Source organism: Variovorax sp. 38R, from assembly GCF_014843395.1.
In the GTDB taxonomy this organism is placed as follows: Bacteria; Pseudomonadota; Gammaproteobacteria; order Burkholderiales; family Burkholderiaceae_C; genus Variovorax; species Variovorax paradoxus_H.
This window is the reverse complement of sequence record NZ_CP062121.1, coordinates 2,882,890-2,903,241: the sequence shown is the minus strand read 5'-3', so window position 1 is coordinate 2,903,241 and position 20,352 is coordinate 2,882,890. Positions and strand designations below refer to the sequence as shown.

The window sequence follows — 20,352 nt, the reverse complement described above, 5'->3', positions numbered from 1 at the left end:
ACTAGCGAGTCTGCAGTGCGGCCTTGCGGCCGCGCTGCATGTCGATCGGCAGCAGCAGCAACAGCCCGCCGATGAACAGCACCGCCGTCGAGAGGATGGCGATGCGCTGGTTGCCGCCGGTGGCCCAGGTGATGGCACCGAAGCTCAGCGGGCCGATGATGCTGGCCAGTCGCGTGGCGAAGGTCCAGAGCCCGAAGAATTCGGCGAGCTGCTGCGGCGGCGCGAGGTAGCCCGTCATCGCACGCCCAGCCGACTGGCTCGAGCCCATCGCCAGTCCTGCGATGGCAGCGGCCCACCAGAAACCGCCCTTGGTCGTGACCCATGCGGCAATCACGCACACCGCGATCCACGCGAGCAGCGTCGCTGCCAGCGACACCTTGTGGCCGATGCGGTCCTGCACGTAGCCGAAGGCGAAGGCGCCAAGCGCGGCCGCGAGGTTGAGCACGAAGATCAACACCATCGTCTCGCTCGCGACGAAGCCGATCACCTGCTCGGCGTAGATCGCCGCCAGCGTGATCGCGACCGCCACGCCGCCCTGGTAGCAGACGGTGCAGACCAGCAGCCACATGAAGTCGCGGTAGGCGCGGGCCTGCAGGAACGTGGCGCGCAGCTGTTGCCAGGCGCTGCCTTGGCCCCGGCTGGCCTGCGGCACGGCACGCTCAGGCAGCAGCGCGAAGGTCGCGCAAGCGGCAGTGCCGTAGATGGCCGCCGTGATCAGCATCGTGACCGGCACGAAGTGCGCCGCCGGCAGCCCGCGCGCCTGCGACCACAGCACGTAGGCCAGGCAGAACCCCAGCGCCAGCATGCCGCCGACATAGCCGAAGGCCCAACCCCAGCCGCTCACCTTGCCCATGCCTTCGGCGGTTGCCAACTCGGGCAGGAAGGCGCCGGTCAGCGACTCGCCGTAGGAATAGAAAGCATTGGAAACGATCACCAGCGCCATCGCGAGCGCAACGCCCATCGCGCCGCCCGCGAAACCCGGCGTGAGTGCGAGCGCCGCAGTGGCGAGCACGCAGCCTGTGGTCGTCATGACCAGCACGCGCTTCTTGGCGCCGTGCAGGTCGGCCCAGGCGCCGATGGCGGGCATCGTGAGCATCACGATGGCGTACGAGGTGCTCAGGGCCGCGGTCCACGCGAAGGTGGCCCATGGCGCACCCTTGGCGATGCCGCCGACGAAGTAGGCGGCGAACACCGCCGTGATCACGACCGTGGTGTAGCCCGAGTTCGCGAAGTCGTACATCGCCCAGCCGAACACCTCGCGCTTGCGCACGCCGGGGCGCAACGCGGAGGCTGGGAACAGGGCCATGCGGCCTTGGGACCGGGCGGAAAGCCTAGGGGGTTAGTGCAGGTGGCGCGGACGACGGCCACCGCCGTGACCACCACCACCGCTGCCGCCGCCGGCACCACCGGTACCGCGCGGACGCTTGCCGATTTCGAGCGAGTTCACGAGCGCGTCGAAACGGTCGCTGAAGAGGCGATCGATTTCGGCGACCACGCCACCCAGCTCGGCGCCGTCGAAGTGGCGCTCCATGAGGTTGACCACGTCTTCGACCAGCAGGTCGCGCTGCACCTGCATGATCGCGGCCGGGTTGGGGCCCACGAACAGCATCAGGAAGTCGTCGCGCGACTCTTCGTCGGGGTCACCCTCTTCTTCGTCGAAATCGGTGTCGTAGAAGGTGACTTCGATGGCGGCGCCGCGTTCGGAGAGTTCGTTCAGGGCCATGCACATCTCGTCGAGCGCCTGGCGGAAGTCTTCGTCGCCCGGCACGGTCCAGCAGATCTGCAGCGTGTGGTCCTTTTGCTCGAAGCGAATACCGGGTTCTTCTTCGTAGGTGCTGGTGGCACCGTCGGCCAGCGATTTGGCGCCCGCGTATTTCCAGAGCGGCTTCAGAGCCTCCTGGATTTGCTCGAAGCTCGCGTCCGAACGCAGCGGCACATCGCCATGCACATGGATCTCAAATGGAGCGTTGTAGCGAGGCATCAAATACTCCCTTGTAAATGTGGTGGTACCCGGAACGGGGGTCGAACCCGTATGCCCCGATCAAGGAAGCGGCGGATTTTAAGTCCGATGTGTCTACCAATTTCACCATCCGGGCCACAGGTTGAACATCGACGATAACCCAAATGAAACAAGCCCCGGCAACGTCGGTTGGCGGGGCTTGTATATCGGAGCCGATCGGTCTGACGAGAGGGTGGAGGCGCGACCCGGAGTCGAACCGGGCTACACGGATTTGCAATCCGTTGCATAACCGCTTTGCTATCGCGCCACGCTGAATAACGAAATCGAACTGCGAAAAAAAGGGAAGCTGGTTGCTTCCCTTTTTCAAAAACTGGAGCGGGAAAAGAGTCTCGAACTCTCGACCTCAACCTTGGCAAGGTTGCGCTCTACCAACTGAGCTATTCCCGCGTTTCGAGCCTCAAATTATATACCAGTTTTTTGAGGCTTCACAAGTTCTGCAATCAATCGGTCAATGCTTGACCGAGCCTTCGGAAGCCGGCGCCCCAGCGCGCTGCTTGGCCAGTTCGGCCACCGCAGCAGCCGATGCGGCCACCTCTTCGTCGGACAGCGGCTCGGGCATCTTCTCGAGTGCGATCTCGAGCACCTTGTCGATCCACTTCACCGGGACGATCTCGAGGCCGTTCTTCACGTTCTCGGGAATGTCCTGCAGGTCCTTGGCATTCTCTTCGGGGATCAGCACGGTCTTGATGCCGCCGCGCAATGCGGCCAGCAGCTTTTCCTTCAGGCCGCCGATGGCCGTGACCTCGCCGCGCAGCGTGATCTCGCCGGTCATCGCGACGTCGGCACGCACCGGGATGCCCGTGAGCGCCGACACGAAGGCCGTCGTCATCGCCGCGCCCGCGCTCGGGCCGTCCTTGGGCGTGGCGCCATCAGGCACGTGGATGTGGATGTCGCGCTTCTCGAACACCTCGTCCTTGATGCCCAGGCGGCGCGAGCGGCTGCGCACCACGGTGCGTGCGGCCTCGACCGATTCCTTCATCACGTCGCCGAGCGAACCCGTGCGGCTGATCACGCCCTTGCCAGGCATGGTGACCGCTTCGATCGTCAGCAGATCGCCGCCGACTTCGGTCCACGCAAGGCCGACCACCTGGCCGACCTGGTTCTGCTTCTCGGCCAGGCCGAAGCTGTACTTGCGCACGCCGAGGAACTCGTTGAGGTTCTCGCCGTCGACCGTGACCTTGGGCGTCAGTTGCTTGAGCAGCAGGCCCTTCACCACCTTGCGGCAGATCTTGGAGAGCTCGCGCTCCAGCGAACGCACGCCGGCTTCACGCGTGTAGTAGCGCACGATGTCGCGCACGGCGGATTCGGTGACGGCCAGCTCGTCGTCCTTCACGCCGTTGTTCTTCAACTGCTTGGGCAGCAGGTACTTGATCGCGATGTTGGTCTTCTCGTCCTCGGTGTAGCCCGAGAGGCGAATGACTTCCATGCGGTCCAGCAGCGCCGGCGGAATGTTCATCGAGTTCGACGTGGCGACAAACATGACGTCGCTCAGGTCGAAGTCGACTTCCACGTAGTGGTCGCCAAAGGTGTGGTTCTGCTCCGGGTCAAGCACTTCGAGCAGCGCGCTCGACGGGTCGCCACGGAAGTCCGTGCCCAGCTTGTCGATCTCGTCGAGCAGGAACAGCGGATTGCGCGTGCCGATCTTGCTCAGGCCCTGCAGCACCTTGCCCGGCAGCGCGCCGATGTAGGTGCGGCGGTGGCCGCGAATCTCGGCTTCGTCGCGCATGCCGCCCAGCGCCATGCGGGTGTACTTGCGGCCGGTCGCCTTCGCGATCGACTGCCCCAGCGAGGTCTTGCCGACACCCGGTGGGCCCACGAGGCACAGGATGGGTGCCTTCACCTTGTCGACGCGTTGCTGCACCGCAAGATATTCAAGGATGCGGTCCTTGACCTTCTCGAGGCCGTAGTGGTCGGCATTGAGCACGGCCTCTGCATTGGCCAGGTCGTGCTTGATCTTGGTCTTCTTGCTCCACGGCAGGGCGATGAGCACGTCGATGTAGTTGCGCACCACCGTGGCTTCGGCCGACATGGGCGACATGAGCTTGAGCTTCTTGAGCTCGCCCTCGGCCTTCTTCAGGCCTTCCTTGGACATCTTGGCGAGCTTGATCTTCTTCTCGATCTCCTCGATGTCCGCGCCCTCTTCGCCTTCGCCGAGCTCCTTCTGGATGGCCTTGACCTGCTCGTTGAGATAGAAGTCGCGCTGGTTCTTCTCCATCTGGCGCTTCACGCGGCCACGGATCTTCTTGTCGACATTCAGGATGTCGACTTCGCGCTCGAGCTGGCCGAACAGGTTTTCCAGGCGCGCCTTGACGTCGTCGAGGTCGAGCACGGCCTGCTTGTTGTCGAGCTTGAGCGGCAGGTGGGCGGCGATGGTGTCGGCCAGGCGGCCGGCATCGTCGATGCTCGAGATCGAGGTCAGGATCTCGGGCGGGATCTTCTTGTTCAGTTTGACGTACTGGTCGAACTGCTGCATCACGGCGCGGCGCAGCGCCTCGACCTCGGTGCCCTTCTCGCCGCCTTCAAGCGCCTCGACGGGCGTCACGTTGGCCGAGAAATGGGTTTCACCGTCATCGATGCGGTTCACGCGGGCGCGCTGCTGGCCTTCGACCAGCACCTTCACGGTGCCGTCGGGCAGCTTGAGCATCTGCAGGATGGTCGAGACGCAGCCGACCTCGAACATGTCCTCGACCGAGGGCTCGTCCTTGGCGGCGGCCTTCTGGGCCACCAGCATGATGCGGCGTTCGGCTTCCATCGCCAGCTCGAGCGCCTTGATGCTCTTCGGGCGACCCACGAAGAGCGGGATCACCATGTGGGGAAACACCACGACGTCGCGCAGCGGCAGCAGCGGCAGGTCGAGGGCTTCGGGGGGCAATGGGGTATGACCAGACATGAGCGTCCTTGTCCTTTAGGCCTTTTTCGCCGTTTCGCGGTACACGAGCAGCGGGGGCTTGTTTTCGTCGATGGTCGATTCCTCGACCACCACCTTGTCGACATTGGTCGCGTTCGGCAATTCGAACATGGTGTCGATCAGCGACTGTTCAAGGATCGAGCGCAGGCCGCGCGCGCCGGTCTTGCGGGCCAGCGCCTTGCGTGCGATCGCCTTGAGCGCCGCGGGACGGATTTCGAGGTCCACGCCTTCCATCTGCAGCAGCTTGGTGAACTGCTTCACCACCGCATTCTTGGGCTCGGTCAGGATCTGCACCAGCGCGTCTTCGCTCAGCTCGGCCAGCGAGGCGACCACGGGCATGCGGCCCACGAGTTCGGGGATCAGGCCGAACTTGATCAGGTCTTCAGGCTCGACTTCGCGGAACACCTCGGTGATGCTGCGCTGGGCCTTGCTCTTGACCGCGGCGCCGAAGCCGATACCCGAGGCCTCGGTGCGGTTTTCGATGACCTTCTCGAGGCCCGAAAAGGCGCCGCCGCAGATGAACAGGATGTTGGTCGTGTCGATCTGCAGGAAGTCCTGGTTCGGGTGCTTGCGCCCGCCCTGGGGCGGTACGCTGGCCATGGTGCCTTCGATGAGCTTCAGCAAGGCTTGCTGCACGCCCTCGCCCGACACGTCGCGCGTGATCGACGGGTTGTCGGACTTGCGCGAGATCTTGTCGATTTCGTCGATGTAGACGATGCCGCGCTGGGCACGCTCGACCTCGTAGTTGCAGCTTTGCAGCAGCTTCTGGATGATGTTCTCGACGTCCTCGCCCACGTAGCCGGCTTCGGTCAGCGTGGTGGCGTCGGCCATCACGAAAGGCACGTCGAGCATGCGCGCGAGCGTTTGCGCCAGCAGGGTCTTGCCCGAACCCGTGGGGCCGATCAAGAGGATGTTGCTCTTGCTGAGCTCGACCTCGTCGCCCTTGGTGTTCTTTTCCTTGTGGCGCAGGCGCTTGTAGTGGTTGTAGACCGCCACCGACAGCATGCGCTTGGCCGGCTCCTGGCCGATCACGTAGTTGTCGAGGTTGGTCTTGATCTCCAGCGGCGTGGGCAGGTCGCTGCGCGCGTCGCGCGCCTCCTCACCGGCCGGCAGCTCGTCACGGATGATCTCGTTGCACAGGTCGATGCATTCGTCGCAGATGAAGACCGAAGGGCCCGCGATCAGCTTCTTGACCTCATGCTGGCTCTTGCCGCAGAACGAGCAATAAAGCGTTTTTTCGCTGGAGGTGCCTTTTTTTTCGGCCATGGACTTTTGCCTCGTGACAGGGTATGGACAATGATAACTAAACAAAAACGGCGTTTCCCGTGTGGAAAACGCCGTTTTTGCCTTTTGGGCGCCCGAGGCGCCGGGCGGCTTTAACCGCGCTGGGCGACAACCTGGTCGACCAGGCCGTAATCCTTGGCCTCGTCAGCGGTCAGGAAGTAGTCCCGCTCGGTGTCCGACTTGACCTTTTCCAGCGGCTGGCCGGTGCGTTCGGCCAGGATGCGGTTCATCTGGTCCTTGGTGCGCAGGATGTCGCGCGCATGGATTTCGATGTCGGTGGCCTGGCCGCGTGCGCCGCCGAGCACCTGGTGGATCATGATCTTCGAGTTGGGCAGCGAGAAACGCTTGCCCTTCTCGCCGGCTGCCAGCAGGAAGGCGCCCATGCTAGCCGCGAAGCCCAGGCACATGGTCGACACCGACGGCTTGATGAACTGCATCGTGTCGTAGATCGCCATGCCGGCGCTCACGCTGCCGCCCGGGGAGTTGATGTAGAACGAAATGTCCTTGTCCGGGTTCTCGCTCTCGAGGAACAACAGCTGCGCCACCACGAGGTTGGCGGTCTGGTCGTTGACCTCGCCCACCAGGAAGATGATGCGCTCCTTGAGAAGACGCGAGTAGATGTCATACGACCGCTCGCCGCGGCCCGACTGCTCGACGACCATCGGGATCATGCCGAGGCCTTGAATTTCCTGTGCGCTCATGAATTTGCTCTCCGGAAAATGGATTCGTTCGCTCTGATTGAACTGTACGCCTGAGTGAAATGGGGCTCGTGCCGCAAAGCACAAGCCCCATCGGCGTTGCTGCATGCAGCGACGGAAACCAGCTTACTGCTGCTGCGCCATCAGTTCGTCGAACGACACCGACTTTTCGTTGACCTTGGCCTTGGCCAGCACGAAGTCGGTCACGTTGTTCTCGATGACCACGGCTTCGACTTCCGCCAGGCGATTGTTGTCGCTGAAGTACCAACGCACGACGTCTTGCGGCTTCTCGTAGCTGGCGGCCAGCTCGTCGATGTGGGCCTTGATCTGCTCGGGCTTGGCCTGCAGCTCGTTGGCACGCACCAGCTCGGCCACCACGAGGCCCAGGCGCACGCGGCGCTCGGCTTGCGGGCGGAACACTTCTTCGGGAATCGGGGCCTTGTCGGCGTCCTTGATGCCGCGCTGCTTGAGCTCGGCGCGGGCGCCTTCGATCATGCGGGCGACTTCCGACTGCACGCTGGCGTTCGGCAGGTCGAGTTCGGCGTTGGCCACCAGCGCGTCCATGACGGCGTTCTTGTTGCGGGCCAGCAGGCGGAACTTCACTTCGCGTTCGAGGTTGCGCTTGATGTCGGCGCGCAGGCCTTCCACGGTGGCTTCGGCGATGCCGAGCGACTTGGCGAGCTGTTCGTTGACTTCGGGCAGGTGCGACGCTTCGATCTTCTTCACGGTGACCATGAAGTCGGCTTGCTTGCCGGCCACGTCCTTGCCGTGGTAATCGGCCGGGAACGACAGCGGGAAGGTGCGGCTGTCGCCGGACTTCATGCCGCGCACGGCGTCTTCGAATTCCTTGAGCATCTGGCCTTCGCCGACGACGAACTGGAAGTCTTCGGCCTTGCCGCCCTGGAAGGGTTCGCCGTCGATCTTGCCTTCGAAGTCGACCGTCACGCGGTCGTTGTCTTCGGCCACGGCGTCTTGGGCGCGCTGGGCGAAGGTGCGGCGCTGCTTGCGCAGGATGTCCAGGGTCTTGTCGATGGCTTCGTCGCCGACTTCGGCCGACAGCTTCTCGACTTCAGCGCCCGACAGGTCGTTGATCTTGACTTCGGGGAACACTTCGAAGACCGCGTCGAAGGCGAGTTGGCCTTCGGGCGACTCTTCCTTCTCGGTGATGCGGGGCTGGCCGGCGACGCGCAGCTTGGCTTCGTTCGCGGCTTGCGAGAAGGCCTCACCGACCTTGTCGTTCATGACTTCGTAGTGCACCGAGTAGCCGTAGCGCTGGGCCACGACGTTCATCGGCACCTTGCCGGGACGGAAGCCGTCCATCTTGACGGTGCGCGCGAGCTTCTTGAGGCGCGAATCGACTTCGTTCTGGATGGTGCCGACCGGCAGGGTCAGCGTGATCTTGCGTTCGAGCTTCTCGAGAGTTTCAACGTTCACGGTCATGGTGTCTTCCTTGTGAGGGGTGTGGCTGGTGCGCGGGGCCGGACTCGAACCGGCACGTTCTTGCGAACGTCAGGACCTAAACCTGGTGCGTCTACCAATTTCGCCACCCGCGCGATGCCAAATTTCAGGTGAATGCAAAGGCGGACGGCCTCGGCGCTGCAGGAAAACCCGCTGGCCCAAGACCGTCCGCCTGAAATCGGTCAACCGCGCATTTTAAACGCAAGAATGGGGGCCTTCCGGCTTCCCCCTTTCGGGGATTTCACCCACGCTCACGCAAGGGATACGGGCCGCGCGAAAACGGCCCGTGGAAAGCGTCTTTTCAGGCCGCTTGCGGCTCCCGCTTGATGCGGAAGGCCGCGGCATACATCGCCGGCAGCGCCAGCAAGGTCAGCACGGTGGCGACGATCAGCCCGCCCATGATGGCCACGGCCATCGGCCCCCAGAACACGCTGCGCGACAGCGGAATCATCGCCAGCACGGCCGCCGCGGCGGTCAGCACGATGGGCCGCAGCCGCCGCACCGCCGATTCGACGATCGCATCCCAGGCCGGCACGCCGGCCGCGCGATCGCTCTCGATCTGGTCGATCAGGATCACGGCGTTGCGCTGGATCATGCCCATCAGCGCGATCACGCCGAGCAGCGCGACGAAGCCGAAGGGCCGGTTCAGCAGCAGCAGCGCGGCGGCCACGCCGGCGATGCCCATGGGGCCAGTGATGAACACCAGCAGCGAGCGGCTGAAGCTGTGCAGCTGCAGCATCAGCAGCGTGAACACCAGGAACAGCATGATCGGCACGCCGGCCACGATGGAGGCCGAGCCCTTGCTGCTTTCCTCGACCGCGCCCGCCACCTCGATGCGGTAGCCGCCCTGCCCGGCTGCATGCCAGCCGGCCTCGAGCTTGCGCAATTGCGGCAGCAGTTGCTCGGTCACGGTGGCGCCCTGCAGGCCTTCCACCACGTCGCCCTGCACGGTGATCGCGTAGTCGCGGTTCTCGCGCCACATCACACCGGGCTCCCAGGTGAACACCGGGCGGGCGATCTGCGTGAGCGGAATCGAGCGGCCCGTGGTCGTCGGGATGTAGGCATTGCCGATGTCCGAAATCGCTTCGCGCTCGTCGGCCGACTGGCGCAGCACGATGTCGATCAGCAGGTCGTTCTCTCGGTACTGGCCGACCGTGGTGCCGCTGAACATGGTGCGCGAGGCCTGCGCGATGGCCTGGCTCGTCACGCCGAGCGCACGCGCCTTGGCCTGGTCGATTTCGAGGCGGATCACCTTCACCGACTCGTTCCAGTTGTCGTTCACGCCGATGAGGTTCGCGTTCTCGCGCAGCACGGCCTTCACCTCGTCGGCGCGCGCGCGCAGCTGGGCGGGCTCGGTGCCGACCACGCGGAACTGCACCGGGTACGGCACCGGCGGGCCGTTGGGCAGCAGCTTGACCCGGCCGCGCACCTCGGGAAACTCTTCGGCAAGCACCGCGGGCAGGCGCAGGCGCAGGCGCTCGCGCACCTTCAGGTCCTTGGCCAGCACGATGAGTTGTGACACGTTGGACTGCGGAAAGACCTGGTCGAGCGGCAAATAGAAGCGCGGCACGCCGGAGCCGATCCAGGTGCTGACGGTCTTCACGCCCTCTTCCTTCATCACGCGCTGTTCGACGCGCTTGGCCACCTCTTCGTTCGCCGCGAACGAGGTGCCTTCGGGAAACCAGAGGTCCACCATGATCTCGGGCCGGCTCGAATCGGGGAAGAACTGCTGCTGCACCTTGCCCATGCCGAAGATGCCGAGCGCAAAGATCAGCACGGTCGCGCCGATGGTCAGCCAGCGGTGCTGCACGCACCAGTTCACCGCGCGGCGAAAGCCGTTGTAGAACGGCGTATCGAACAGCTCGTGCGGCGGCGCATCGGGGTCGTGCGGCTTGACCTTGAGCAGCAGCGTGCCGAGGTACGGCACGAAGTACACCGAGACGATCCACGACAGCACCAGTGCGATCACCGTCACCGCGAAGATCGCGAAGGTGTATTCGCCCGTCACCGACTTGGCGATGCCGATCGGCAAAAAGCCCGCCGCCGTGATGAGCGTGCCCGTGAGCATCGGCTTGGCCGTCACGTCGTAGGCGAAAGTGGCGGCGCGGACCTTGTCGTAGCCCTCCTCCATCTTCCGCACCATCATCTCGACCGCGATGATCGCGTCGTCGACCAGCAGGCCGAGCGCGATGATCAGCGACCCCAGCGATATCTTGTGCAGCCCGATGCCGAAGTAGTTCATGGCCAGGAAGGTCACGGCCAGCACCAGCGGAATGGTGATTGCCACCACCAGCCCCGGGCGCATGTCGATGTACCAGCCGAAGCGACCGCCCTTGTGCAGGCCGAGCGCGATGATGCTCACGGCCAGCACGATGGCCACGGCCTCGATGAGCACGCCGACGAATTCGTTGACCGAACTGGCCACCGACACCGGCTGGTCCTGCACCTGTGCCAGCTTCACGCCGGCCGGCAGGCGCTGGCCGATGGTGGCGGTGGTGGCCTTCAGCGCCTTGCCCAGCGCGATGATGTCGCCGCCCTTGGTCATCGACACACCGAGCGCGATCACTTCCTTGCCCTGGTGGTGCACCTTGACGGCCGGCGGATCGACGTACCCGCGGCGAATCTCGGCGATGTCGCCGAGCTTGATCTGGTTGCCCGAGCTGCCGCGGATCGGCATTTCGCGCAGCTGTTCGACGCTGGTGAACTGGCCGCCCACGCGCACCTGCACCACATCGAGCGGCGACTGGATCGTGCCGGCGCTTTCGACCGCGTTCTGCGAGCCGAGCTGCGCCAGCACGGCATTGAAGTCGAGCCCCAGCTGGGCCAGGCGCTTCTGCGAAATCTCGATGAAGACTTTTTCGTCCTGCACGCCGAACTGGTCGACCTTGGCCACGTCCTTCACGCGCAGCAGCTGCTGGCGCACGTCGTCGGCCAGCGTCTTGAGCTCGGCGTAGCTGAAGCCTTCGCTCTCCAGCGCGTAGATCACGCCGTAGACATCGCCGAAATCGTCATTGAAGAACGGCCCCTGCACACCCGCGGGCAAGGTGCCGCGCATGTCGCCGACCTTCTTGCGCACCGTGTACCAGACGTTGGCCACCTCGGCGGCCTTCGACGAATCCTTGATCTGGAAAATGATCTGCGACTCGCCCGGCTTCGAATAGCTGCGGATCTTGTCGGCGTACGGCGCTTCCTGCAGCGTGCGCTCGATCTTGTCGGTGACCTGCTCGGCCACCTGCTGCGCCGTGGCGCCGGGCCAGTAGGTGCGCACGACCATCGCGCGGAAGGTGAACGGCGGATCTTCGTCCTGGCCGAGCTGGAAGTACGCAAACGCGCCCAGCACCATCAGCACCACCATCAGGTAGCGCGTGAGCGGCGCGTGGTCCAGCGCCCATTTGGAAAGATTGAAGCCGGCGGGTTTGTGTCCGGAAGTTTCAGGGTTCGCGGGGGTCGCAGGGCCTTCCGTCATTTGGCGGCACCCGTTGCGATCTCCTTCTTCGTCGCGGCCACGGCCTCGACGGCCCGCTGCTGCGCCTGCGCCTGTTGCTGGCCGTTGGCGGCGGCCGCCATGGCCTCCTTCGACTGGTAGACCGTGACCTTCTGACCCGGCGACAGCACGTGCACGCCCGCGGCCACGACCATCATGCCGGGCGCCAGGCCCGCGCCGATCACCGCTTCATTCCCGTCGGCCGTGACCACCTGCACCGGCTGCGATCGCACGGTCATGCTGTCCTTGTCGAGCACCCAGACCGCCGAGCCCTTGCCTTCCTGGCGCAGCGCGCTGGTCGGCAGCTTGATCACCGCGACATCGGTGCGCGCCAGGGCCTGGGGCCGGGCGTAGACCGTGGCGCCGAGCGCCGGCGACGTGGCGGCGTCGATCGACACCTTGACCGAGTAAGTGCGCGTGACCGCGTCGGCACTGGCCGCCACCTCACGCACCTTGCCTTGCAGCACCTCGCCGCCGGACCAGCCGCGCACCGCGACCGGCGAGCCGGGCTTGATCAGCGCGGCGCGGTCTTCAGGCACCGCGAACACCACGTCGCGCGCGCCGTCCTGGGCGATGCGCACGACCGGCGTGCCGGCCTGCACCACCTGGCCCGGCTCGGCCTCGATGGCGGTGATGACGCCGGCCACATCGGCCACCAGCGTCGTGTAGCTGGCCTGGTTGCCCTGCGAGGCCAGTTGCGCCTGCGCCTGTTCGAGCTGCGCCTGCGCGGCCTTCCAGGTGGTTTCGCGGCGTTCCAGTTCGGCGCCGCTGATGAAGTTCTGCGAGCGCAACTCGGTGTAGCGCTTCAGGTCGGCAGCGGCGAGGTCGCGGTTGGTCTGTGCGGCGGCCTGCTGGGCGCGGGCGGCGTCGGCAGCCAGGCGGTAGTCCTGCGGATCGAGTTGCGCCAGCACCTGGCCGGCCTGCACGTGCTGGCCGAGTTCGGCCTGGCGCTTGGTGATTTTTCCGGCGACGCGGAAGCCCAGGCGCGACTCCACGCGGGCCCGCACCTCGGCCGAGAACTCGGGCTGGGCGTCGTAGTCGCTGGTGCCGACGGTCACGAACTTGACCGCCCTCACGGGCTCCTGGGCAGGTGGTTTCGGCGAACAGCCGGCCAGAAATATGGCGGGAAGCAGCAGCCAGGCGGCGCTGCGGGCACGGAGTGAGGCGGCGGAGGCGGTCATGAGACACCCAAGAAGAGAGGAACCGGGTCATTAATGACCCACCGGTTAGTAATCTAGGGTAAACGTTAAACAGTGTCAATGACCCGCGGGTCAGTTGGCCAATTGTTTCCGCTACGTTCTCTGCCCCATCTCGACCAGCCGGTTGTCGGGAAGCTCGAAGTAATCGGATGCCCGGCCCGCGTTGCGCTGCAGCCAGCCGAACAGCACCCGTCGCACCGGGTTCATGCCCGGCAGGTTCTCCTCGCCCACCGAGGCGCGGGAGACAAAGTACGAGGTCTTCATCGAGTCGATGGCCAACGTCTTCTGGTAGGCCAGGATGCGGATGAACTCGGGCACGTCGGGCCGTTCCATGAAGCCGTGCCGCGCGGTGACCACCCAGATGCCGTCCATGAGCTGGTCGGCCTCGATGCGCAGGCGCGCGTCCACGCGCGGCGTGTCGCACGAGAGCACGCGCAGCACGATCACCTGCTCGTGCAGCACCTGGTTGTGCTTGAGGTTGTGCAGCAGCGCGTGCGGCACCGCCGTGGCGTCGGGGTTCAGGAACACGGCCGTGCCGCTCACCCGGTGCGGCAGGTGGCGCGCCAGCGACTCGACGAAGGGCCGCAGCGGCAGGCTGTCGGCCGCCGCCGCTTCCAGGCCCAGGCGCCGGCCCTTGGCCCAGGTGGTGAACAGCACCATCACCCCGGCCGCGACCGCCAGCGTGAGCCAGCCGCCCTCGGCCACCTTCAGGCTGTTGGACACCACGAAGGTCAGGTCGACCACCGCGAAAGCCAGCACGCCGACCACCACCGCCACCTTGTTCCAGCGCCAGAGGCCCCAGGCGACGACGCCGGCCAGCAGCGTGGTGGTCACCATCGTGATCGACACGGCGATGCCGTACGCCGCCGACAGCGCCCCCGAGCTGCGGAAGCCCAGCACCAGCAGCAGCACGCCGACCATCAGCAGCCAATTGACGGCCGGCACGTAGATCTGCCCGATGGCCGTGCCCGAGGTCTGCACCACGCGCATGCGCGGCAGGTAGCCCATGCGCATCGCCTGTGCGGTGAGCGAGAAGGCGCCCGAGATCACCGCCTGCGAAGCGATCACCGTGGCCATCGCGGCGAGCACCACCATCGGCAGCACGCCCCACGACGGAAAGAGCCGGAAGAACGGGTTGTCGATGGCCGCCGGGTTCGCCAGAACCAGCGCGCCCTGCCCGAAATAGTTGAGCACCAGTCCCGGCAGCGCGATGAAGATCCACGCCAGCCGGATCGGCCTGGCGCCGAAGTGCCCCATGTCGGCATACAGCGCCTCGCCGCCCGTGAACGCCAGGAACACCGCGCCCAGCACCGCGAGCGACTGCGCCCGGTGCTCGACCAGAAAGCCCACCGCCCGGCGCGGATCGAGCGCCGCCAGCACCTGCGGCTGCTGCAGCACCTGCCAGAGGCCGGCCAGGCCCAGCACCAGGAACCACAGCAGCATCACCGGCCCGAAGATCTTGCCGACCACGCCCGTGCCCTTCTTCTGCACCATGAACAGCCCGATGAGGATCGCCACCGTGATCGGGATCACCGCACGCTGCAGCACCGGCGCCTGCACCTCCAGGCCCTCGACCGCCGACAGCACCGAGATCGCCGGCGTGATCAGGCTGTCGCCGTAGAACATGGCCGCGCCCACCAGGCCCAGCAGTCCGATCCCGCGCCACACCCAGGGCCGGGTCTTCGAGCCCGAGACCGCGTTGCGCGCCAGCGCCTGCAACGCCAGGATGCCGCCTTCGCCGTCGTGGTCGGCGCGCAGCACGAACACCACGTACTTGAGCGTCACCACGAACATCAGGCCCCAGAAGATCAGCGAGAGCAGGCCCAGCACCGCGTCGGGCGAGAACGGCACGCCATGCTCGGGGTTCATCGTCTCCTTGAAGGCGTACAGCGGCGAGGTGCCGATGTCGCCGAAGACGACGCCCAGCGCCGCGATCATCAGCCCCGGCCCGGCCGGATGTGCGGTGTCGCCCGAAGCGGAAGGCGAAGTCCCGGCAGTCCCGGAAGCCACGGCAGTTGCTTTCATCGTCATGGGCGAAAGAGAGATGGAAAGTGGCGACGCCGCCAGCATAGTGCCCGGACATGACGTCGCCGACAATCGTGGCGTGTCCGCCACTCCTCCTGCCAATCCCCGTCATGCCGCCGCGCCGGCCCATTACGAAAACTTCCCCGTGGCCTCCTGGCTGTGCCCGCCGCACCTGCGCCCGCCCATCGCCGCGATCTACCACTTTGCCCGCACCGCTGACGACATCGCCGACGAAGGCGACGCCTCGCCCGATGCGCGCCTGGCCGAGCTGCGCGCCTACCGCGAGGAACTGGCCGCCGCCGCGTGCGGCGAAGCATTGCCCGACTCACGCTGGCCCCATGTGTTCGGCCCGCTGGCCTGGGCCATCACCGAGTACCGCCTGCCCGAAGACCTGCTCGCCGACCTGCTCAGCGCTTTCATGCAGGACATCGAGAAAACCCGCCATCGCGGCACCTACGCCGACCGCGCCGAACTGCTCGACTACTGCCGCCGCTCCGCCAACCCGGTCGGCCGGCTGCTGCTGCACCTGTACGGCGTGACCGATGCGCAGGCGCTGGCCCAGAGCGACGCCATCTGCAGCGCGCTGCAGCTCATCAACTTCTGGCAAGACCCGAGCGTCGACCTGCCGCGCGGCCGCTTCTACTTTCCGCGCACCGACTGCGCGCGGCGCGGCCTGACGTCGGAGCACTTCAAGGTGTTTGAGCCGCTTTCGCCCGCCCCACCGCCGCAGGAAGCTATCAATCTGATCGCCGTGGTGGCCTTCTGGGCGCGCGAACTCATGACCGAGGGCGCCCCGCTCGTGCACCGCCTGCCGGGCCGCGTGGGCTGGGAGCTGCGCCTTGTGGTGCAGGGCGGCCTGCGCATCCTCGACAAGATCGAGGACCTGGGCTTCGACACCTTCTCGCAGCGCCCCACCGTCAGCAAGGCCGATGCGCCGGTGCTGCTCTGGAAGGCATGGCGGATGCGGAGACAATCACGCCCCATGAACGCAGCGCCTCCCCGATGAATCCCGAGCAATACGTGCAAGACAAGGCCGCCGCTTCGGGCAGCAGTTTCTATTACGCCTTCCTGTTCCTGCCCAAGCCGCGGCGCGCCGCGATCACGGCTTTTTATGCCTTCTGCCGCGAGGTCGACGACGTGGTCGACGAAGTGACCGACCCCGGCGTGGCCGCCACCAAGCTCGCCTGGTGGCGCACCGAGGTCGCTCAGGCCTTTGCCGGCACGCCGCGCCATCCGGTCATGCAGGCGCTCATGCCGCATGCCGCGGCCTACGGCATCGAGGCGCGCCAGCTCCACGAGGTGATCGACGGCTGCCAGATGGACCTGGACCAGACCCGGTATCTCGACTTTCCCGGCCTCGTGCGCTACTGCCACCTGGTGGCCGGTGTGGTGGGCGAAGTCGCGGCGCGCATCTTCGGCCAGACCGATCCGCAGACCACCGCCTACGCCCACAAGCTCGGCCTGGCGCTGCAGCTCACCAACATCCTGCGCGACGTGGGCGAAGACGCGCTGCGCGGCCGCATCTACCTGCCGGTCAACGAGTTGCAGCAGTTCGACGTGAAGGCGCACGAGATCCTCAACCGCATCCACTCCGACCGCTTTGTCGCACTCATGAAGTTCCAGGCCCAGCGCGCCCACGCCGCCTACGACGAAGCGCTGGCCCTGCTCCCGCTGGCCGACCGCCGCACCCAGAAGCCCGGCCTGATGATGGCCAGCATCTACCGCACGCTGCTGCGCGAGATTGAGCGCGACGACTTCCAGGTGCTGAACCAGCGCGTCAGCCTGACACCCGTGCGCAAGCTGTGGCTGGCATGGAAAGTCCAGGCCCTCGGCCGGATATGACGCCCCACCTTTCGTGCCCATGAGGCTCGCCGTCATCGGCGCCGGCTGGGCCGGCCTCGCCTGCGCCGTCGAGGCCACGCGCCTCGGCCACGCCGTCACCCTGTTCGAAGCCGCGCCGATGGCCGGCGGGCGCGCGCGGCGGGTCGATCACATGCATGGCATGGCGCTCGACAACGGCCAGCACATCCTGATCGGCGCCTACACCGCCACGCTCGCGCTCATGCGCGACGTGGGTGTGGACGTCGACACCGCCCTGCAGCGCCTGCCGCTCTCGCTGCGCTTTGCCGACGGCGGCGGGCTGCAGCTGCCCGCGGGCCAGCCGCCGCCGTTCGACCTGCTCATCGGCATCTTCACCGCGCGCGGCTGGCGCTGGCGCGACAAGGCCGCGCTGCTGTCCACCGCCGTGCGCTGGCGCCTCGCGGGCTTTCGCTGCGCGCCCGGCACCAGCGTCGCCACGCTCTGCACCGGCCTCACGCCGCGCGTGATGCAGGAGCTGATCGAGCCGCTGTGCGTCTCCGCGCTCAACACGCCGGTTTCGCAGTCCAGCGGCCAGGTGTTCCTGCGCGTGCTGCACGACGCGCTGTTCAGCGGGCACGGCGGTGCCGACCTGCTGCTGCCGCGCGTCGACCTCGGCGCGCTGCTGCCCGATGCCGCGCTGGCATGGCTCGCCCAGCACGGCGCCACCACGCGCATCGGCCACCGCGTGCGCGCCATCGCGCCCGAAGGCGACCAATGGCGCGTCGATGACGAAGTCTTCGACCAGGCCGTGCTCGCCGGCGCGCCCTGGGACGCCGCACGGCTCGCGCGCGCCACCGGCCTGCCCGCTGCTTCGCGCTGGTGCAACGTCACCGAGTCGCTGCGCTTCGAGGCGATCGCCACGGTCTACGTGCGCGGCGCCGCGCCGCTGGCCGAACCGATGCTCGCGCTGCGCAGCCAGCCGGGCAGCGCACCGGCCCAGTTCGTGTTCGATCGCGGCCAGCTCGGCGGACCAGAAGGCGTGCTCGCCTTCGTCGTGAGTGCCAATGAAACGCCGCGCGAGACGCTCGAGAAACAGGTGCTCGCCCAGGCCGGCACGCAGCTCGGCCAACCGGGGCTGACGCCGATCCAGACCGTGGTCGAGAAGCGCGCCACCTTCGCCTGCACGCCCGGCCTGGCGCGCCCGCCGGCCACCATCGCGCCGGGGCTGCTGGCCTGCGGCGACTACACCGAAGGCCCCTATCCCGCCACGCTCGAAGGCGCCGTCCTCAACGGACTGGCCGTCGCGCGCGCGCTGGCCACGCCCTGACCCCATGACCACGACCCTGCGTTACCTCGATTTCGACTACAGCGAAGACACCGAAGACCACGGCACCTTCGACGCCATGGCCTCGACCCCGCCCGAGCGCACGCCCGAGGTGGAAGCCGAGATCGCTTTGGTGCTGGCCTGGGCCGAGGCCACCTTTCCGGGGGCGCGCGGCGCGCTCGACGAAGGTGCGATGTGGGACTGCGACGTGCAGCGCACGCGGGAAGAGAACCCGCGCCTGGACACCCTCACGCTCTCGCTCAGCGGCACCGCCGATTTCTGCGCGGCGCTGCGCGAGCGCTTCGGCCTCGACTGAAAAGCGACGGCCGACTCAGGCCGTCTTGTTGCGCAGGCGCAGCAGGCTCAACCCCAGCAGCACGAAGACGCCGCCCGACACGCGGTTGAAAAGCTGCGCGCGCTTCGGGTTCGCGAACTGCTTCTTCAGCAGGCGCGCCAGCAGCACGTACGAGCCATGCGCCAGCACCGACGCGACCGAAAACGTCGTCGTGAGCACGGCGAACTGCGTGAGGATCGGCGCGTCGTGCGTGAGGAACTGCGGGAACAGCGCCGAGAAGAACAGGATGCCCTTGGGATTGGTCAGCGCCACCGTCACGCCATGGCCGAACAGCCGGCGCGCAGAGCGCGAAGGCGCCGGTGCACCCGAAGGCTGCAGCTCGGCGAACACGCTCGTGCGGCTGCGCCACTGCCGGATGCCCAGGTACACGAGGTAGCCCGCGCCCGCCACCTTCAGCACCATGAAGGCCGTGGCCGAGGTGTTGAGCACCACGCCCAGCCCACCCATCGCCGCGGCCGACACCAGGAAGAGCCCGCAGGCGTTGCCCAGCGAACTGATCATCGCGCGGCGCGGGCCGACGGTGATGGCGTTCGAGACCGCGAGCAGCACGGCCGGGCCCGGCGTGAAGACGACGAGCAGGGTCACGCCGCAAAAGAGGAGCCAGGTGGAGAGATGCATGGGAGGAAATTCGCGCGGACGCGATGAAGAAAGCAGTGAAAGAAGGCGGCCGCAAAACTATAGTCCGGGCAGCCGCGTGCCGCTGAGGCCGTGCCGATAGTCCCTAGACCTCCGTCACCCATGATCACCTGCTACCTGCGCTACATCGTCGACCCGTTCAAGCTCAAGGAATTCGAGCACTACGGCAAGCTCTGGATTCCGCTGGTCGAGAAGTTCGGCGGCCAGCACCACGGCTACTTCCTGCCGTCCGAAGGCGCGAACAACGTCGCGCTGGCGATGTTCAGCTTCCCCAGCCTGGCCGCGTACGAAACCTACCGCGCCGATTCGATGCAGGACGCCAACTGCCAGGCCGCCTTCCGCTACGCCGAAGAAACGCGCTGCATCGTCAGCTACGAGCGCAGCTTCTTCCGACCCGTGTTCCGCTGACCCGAAGAAAGCTCAGGCGCCCAGCGCGATGCACAGCGCGTGCAGGTTGGGCACGATCAGCTGCGGGCGCGCACCGTGCTCCCACGGGCGCTCGTCGCGCACCAGCCATGCGGCCTGCATGCCGGCGTTGAGCGCGCCCACCACGTCGAGCGCGGCATCGTCGCCCACGTGCAGCACGTCTTTGGGCAGCAGGCCGACCGAGGCCGCCGCGGCGCGGAAGATCGGCGCGTGCGGCTTGCCGCTGCCGAAGGCGCGCGCATTGAAGGCGGTGCGAAACCACCGGCCGACGCCGGTCTTTTGGATGTCGGCGTTGCCGTTCGACACCGCCACCAGCGGGTAGCGCTCGCTGAGCCACTTGAGCGCCGGCAGCGCGTCGTCGTACAGCGTGACGCGCTGGCGCTCTTCGAAGAAAGCATCGAAGGCCGGGTCGGCCAGCGCCGGGTCTTCGCCCGCGCGCGTGAGCGCCGTGCGGATCGACTCGCGGCGCAGCGCGCTCAGGTCGTGCGCGAGGTCGGAGCGCTCCTTGGCGGTGGCTTCGCGCAACTCGCGCAGCACGCCCGGCGTGAGCAGCAGCGAGGCCGTCTTGGGCGCCTCGCGCAGCAGCCATTCGTGCAGCACGCGCTCGGCGCGTTCGATGGTCGGCCAGATCGGCCACAGCGTGTCATCGAGGTCGAGCGTGATCGCCGAAATGCGCGAGATGTCGAGCGGCGTGGCGCCGCCGGGCGCCGGGGAAGCGGAAGTCATGCCCGAGAA

The 20,352-nt window shown here is 66.6% G+C and carries 16 protein-coding genes and 4 tRNA genes; 5 read left to right on the top strand and 15 right to left on the bottom strand.

The window, feature by feature from the left end; translation table 11 throughout:
• Position 1: 1 nt before the first annotated feature.
• From IG196_RS13215 to IG196_RS13155, 13 genes are all read right to left on the bottom strand, one after another.
• Positions 2–1,306, bottom strand: coding sequence for an MFS transporter (locus tag IG196_RS13215; RefSeq protein ID WP_192196513.1), 1,305 nt, complete (start codon positions 1,304–1,306; stop codon positions 2–4).
• A 33-nt stretch (positions 1,307–1,339) separates the two neighbouring features.
• On the bottom strand, positions 1,340–1,981 hold the full coding sequence (locus IG196_RS13210; RefSeq protein ID WP_192196512.1) for a DUF6806 family protein: 642 nt from the start codon (positions 1,979–1,981) through the stop codon (positions 1,340–1,342).
• A gap of 23 nt (positions 1,982–2,004) precedes the next feature.
• Positions 2,005–2,096, bottom strand: a tRNA-Leu gene (locus IG196_RS13205).
• A 97-nt stretch (positions 2,097–2,193) separates the two neighbouring features.
• Positions 2,194–2,267 (bottom strand) — tRNA-Cys (locus tag IG196_RS13200).
• 64 nt (positions 2,268–2,331) lie between these two features.
• Positions 2,332–2,407: transfer RNA gene (locus IG196_RS13195), tRNA-Gly, on the bottom strand.
• A gap of 61 nt (positions 2,408–2,468) precedes the next feature.
• Positions 2,469–4,910, bottom strand: a complete 2,442-nt coding sequence (gene lon / locus IG196_RS13190) for an endopeptidase La (protein ID WP_101492931.1) — start codon at positions 4,908–4,910, stop codon at positions 2,469–2,471.
• Between the two features lie 15 nt (positions 4,911–4,925).
• On the bottom strand, positions 4,926–6,194 hold the full coding sequence (clpX, locus tag IG196_RS13185) for an ATP-dependent Clp protease ATP-binding subunit ClpX (RefSeq protein ID WP_099796720.1): 1,269 nt from the start codon (positions 6,192–6,194) through the stop codon (positions 4,926–4,928).
• 110 nt (positions 6,195–6,304) lie between these two features.
• Positions 6,305–6,913: an ATP-dependent Clp endopeptidase proteolytic subunit ClpP gene (clpP, locus tag IG196_RS13180; RefSeq protein ID WP_095745077.1), complete on the bottom strand. Its 609-nt coding sequence runs from the start codon at positions 6,911–6,913 to the stop codon at positions 6,305–6,307.
• Between the two features lie 123 nt (positions 6,914–7,036).
• Complete coding sequence (gene tig, locus IG196_RS13175; protein ID WP_101492930.1) at positions 7,037–8,350, bottom strand: trigger factor; 1,314 nt, start codon at positions 8,348–8,350, stop codon at positions 7,037–7,039.
• Between the two features lie 26 nt (positions 8,351–8,376).
• Positions 8,377–8,463: transfer RNA gene (locus IG196_RS13170), tRNA-Leu, on the bottom strand.
• A 206-nt stretch (positions 8,464–8,669) separates the two neighbouring features.
• Positions 8,670–11,834 (bottom strand): efflux RND transporter permease subunit, encoded by a 3,165-nt coding sequence (locus tag IG196_RS13165; RefSeq protein ID WP_192196511.1) that lies wholly within the window; start codon positions 11,832–11,834, stop codon positions 8,670–8,672.
• Positions 11,831–13,033, bottom strand: coding sequence for an efflux RND transporter periplasmic adaptor subunit (locus IG196_RS13160; RefSeq protein WP_192196510.1), 1,203 nt, complete (start codon positions 13,031–13,033; stop codon positions 11,831–11,833). The genes IG196_RS13165 and IG196_RS13160 overlap by 4 nt, the downstream gene beginning before the upstream one ends.
• Positions 13,034–13,144: 111 nt before the next feature.
• On the bottom strand, positions 13,145–15,076 hold the full coding sequence (locus tag IG196_RS13155) for a potassium transporter Kup (RefSeq protein WP_412556390.1): 1,932 nt from the start codon (positions 15,074–15,076) through the stop codon (positions 13,145–13,147).
• Positions 15,077–15,221: 145 nt separating this feature from the next.
• Here IG196_RS13155 and hpnC point away from each other — a divergent pair, with 145 nt between their 5' ends.
• The 4 genes from hpnC to IG196_RS13135 are packed head-to-tail and all read left to right on the top strand — an operon-like array spanning position 15,222 to position 18,516.
• Entirely contained in the window at positions 15,222–16,082 is an 861-nt protein-coding gene (gene hpnC, locus IG196_RS13150) for a squalene synthase HpnC (RefSeq protein WP_412556379.1), read from the top strand.
• A complete protein-coding gene (gene hpnD / locus IG196_RS13145; protein ID WP_192196508.1) occupies positions 16,079–16,918 on the top strand; it encodes a presqualene diphosphate synthase HpnD in 840 nt (279 codons plus the stop codon). The genes hpnC and hpnD overlap by 4 nt, the downstream gene beginning before the upstream one ends.
• A 19-nt stretch (positions 16,919–16,937) precedes the next feature.
• On the top strand, positions 16,938–18,203 hold the full coding sequence (gene hpnE / locus IG196_RS13140) for a hydroxysqualene dehydroxylase HpnE (RefSeq protein WP_192196507.1): 1,266 nt from the start codon (positions 16,938–16,940) through the stop codon (positions 18,201–18,203).
• 4 nt (positions 18,204–18,207) lie between these two features.
• Positions 18,208–18,516: a hypothetical protein gene (locus IG196_RS13135; protein ID WP_099796713.1), complete on the top strand. Its 309-nt coding sequence runs from the start codon at positions 18,208–18,210 to the stop codon at positions 18,514–18,516.
• 15 nt (positions 18,517–18,531) lie between these two features.
• Here IG196_RS13135 and IG196_RS13130 read toward each other — a convergent pair whose 3' ends face one another.
• Complete coding sequence (locus IG196_RS13130; protein WP_192196506.1) at positions 18,532–19,173, bottom strand: LysE family translocator; 642 nt, start codon at positions 19,171–19,173, stop codon at positions 18,532–18,534.
• A gap of 120 nt (positions 19,174–19,293) precedes the next feature.
• Between IG196_RS13130 and IG196_RS13125 the strand changes: the two genes are divergently transcribed.
• On the top strand, positions 19,294–19,599 hold the full coding sequence (locus IG196_RS13125; protein WP_192196505.1) for an NIPSNAP family protein: 306 nt from the start codon (positions 19,294–19,296) through the stop codon (positions 19,597–19,599).
• A gap of 12 nt (positions 19,600–19,611) precedes the next feature.
• On the opposite strand, the gene IG196_RS13120 is transcribed toward IG196_RS13125, so the two are convergent.
• Positions 19,612–20,343, bottom strand: a complete 732-nt coding sequence (locus IG196_RS13120; protein WP_192196504.1) for an HAD family hydrolase — start codon at positions 20,341–20,343, stop codon at positions 19,612–19,614.
• Positions 20,344–20,352 lie beyond the last annotated feature (9 nt).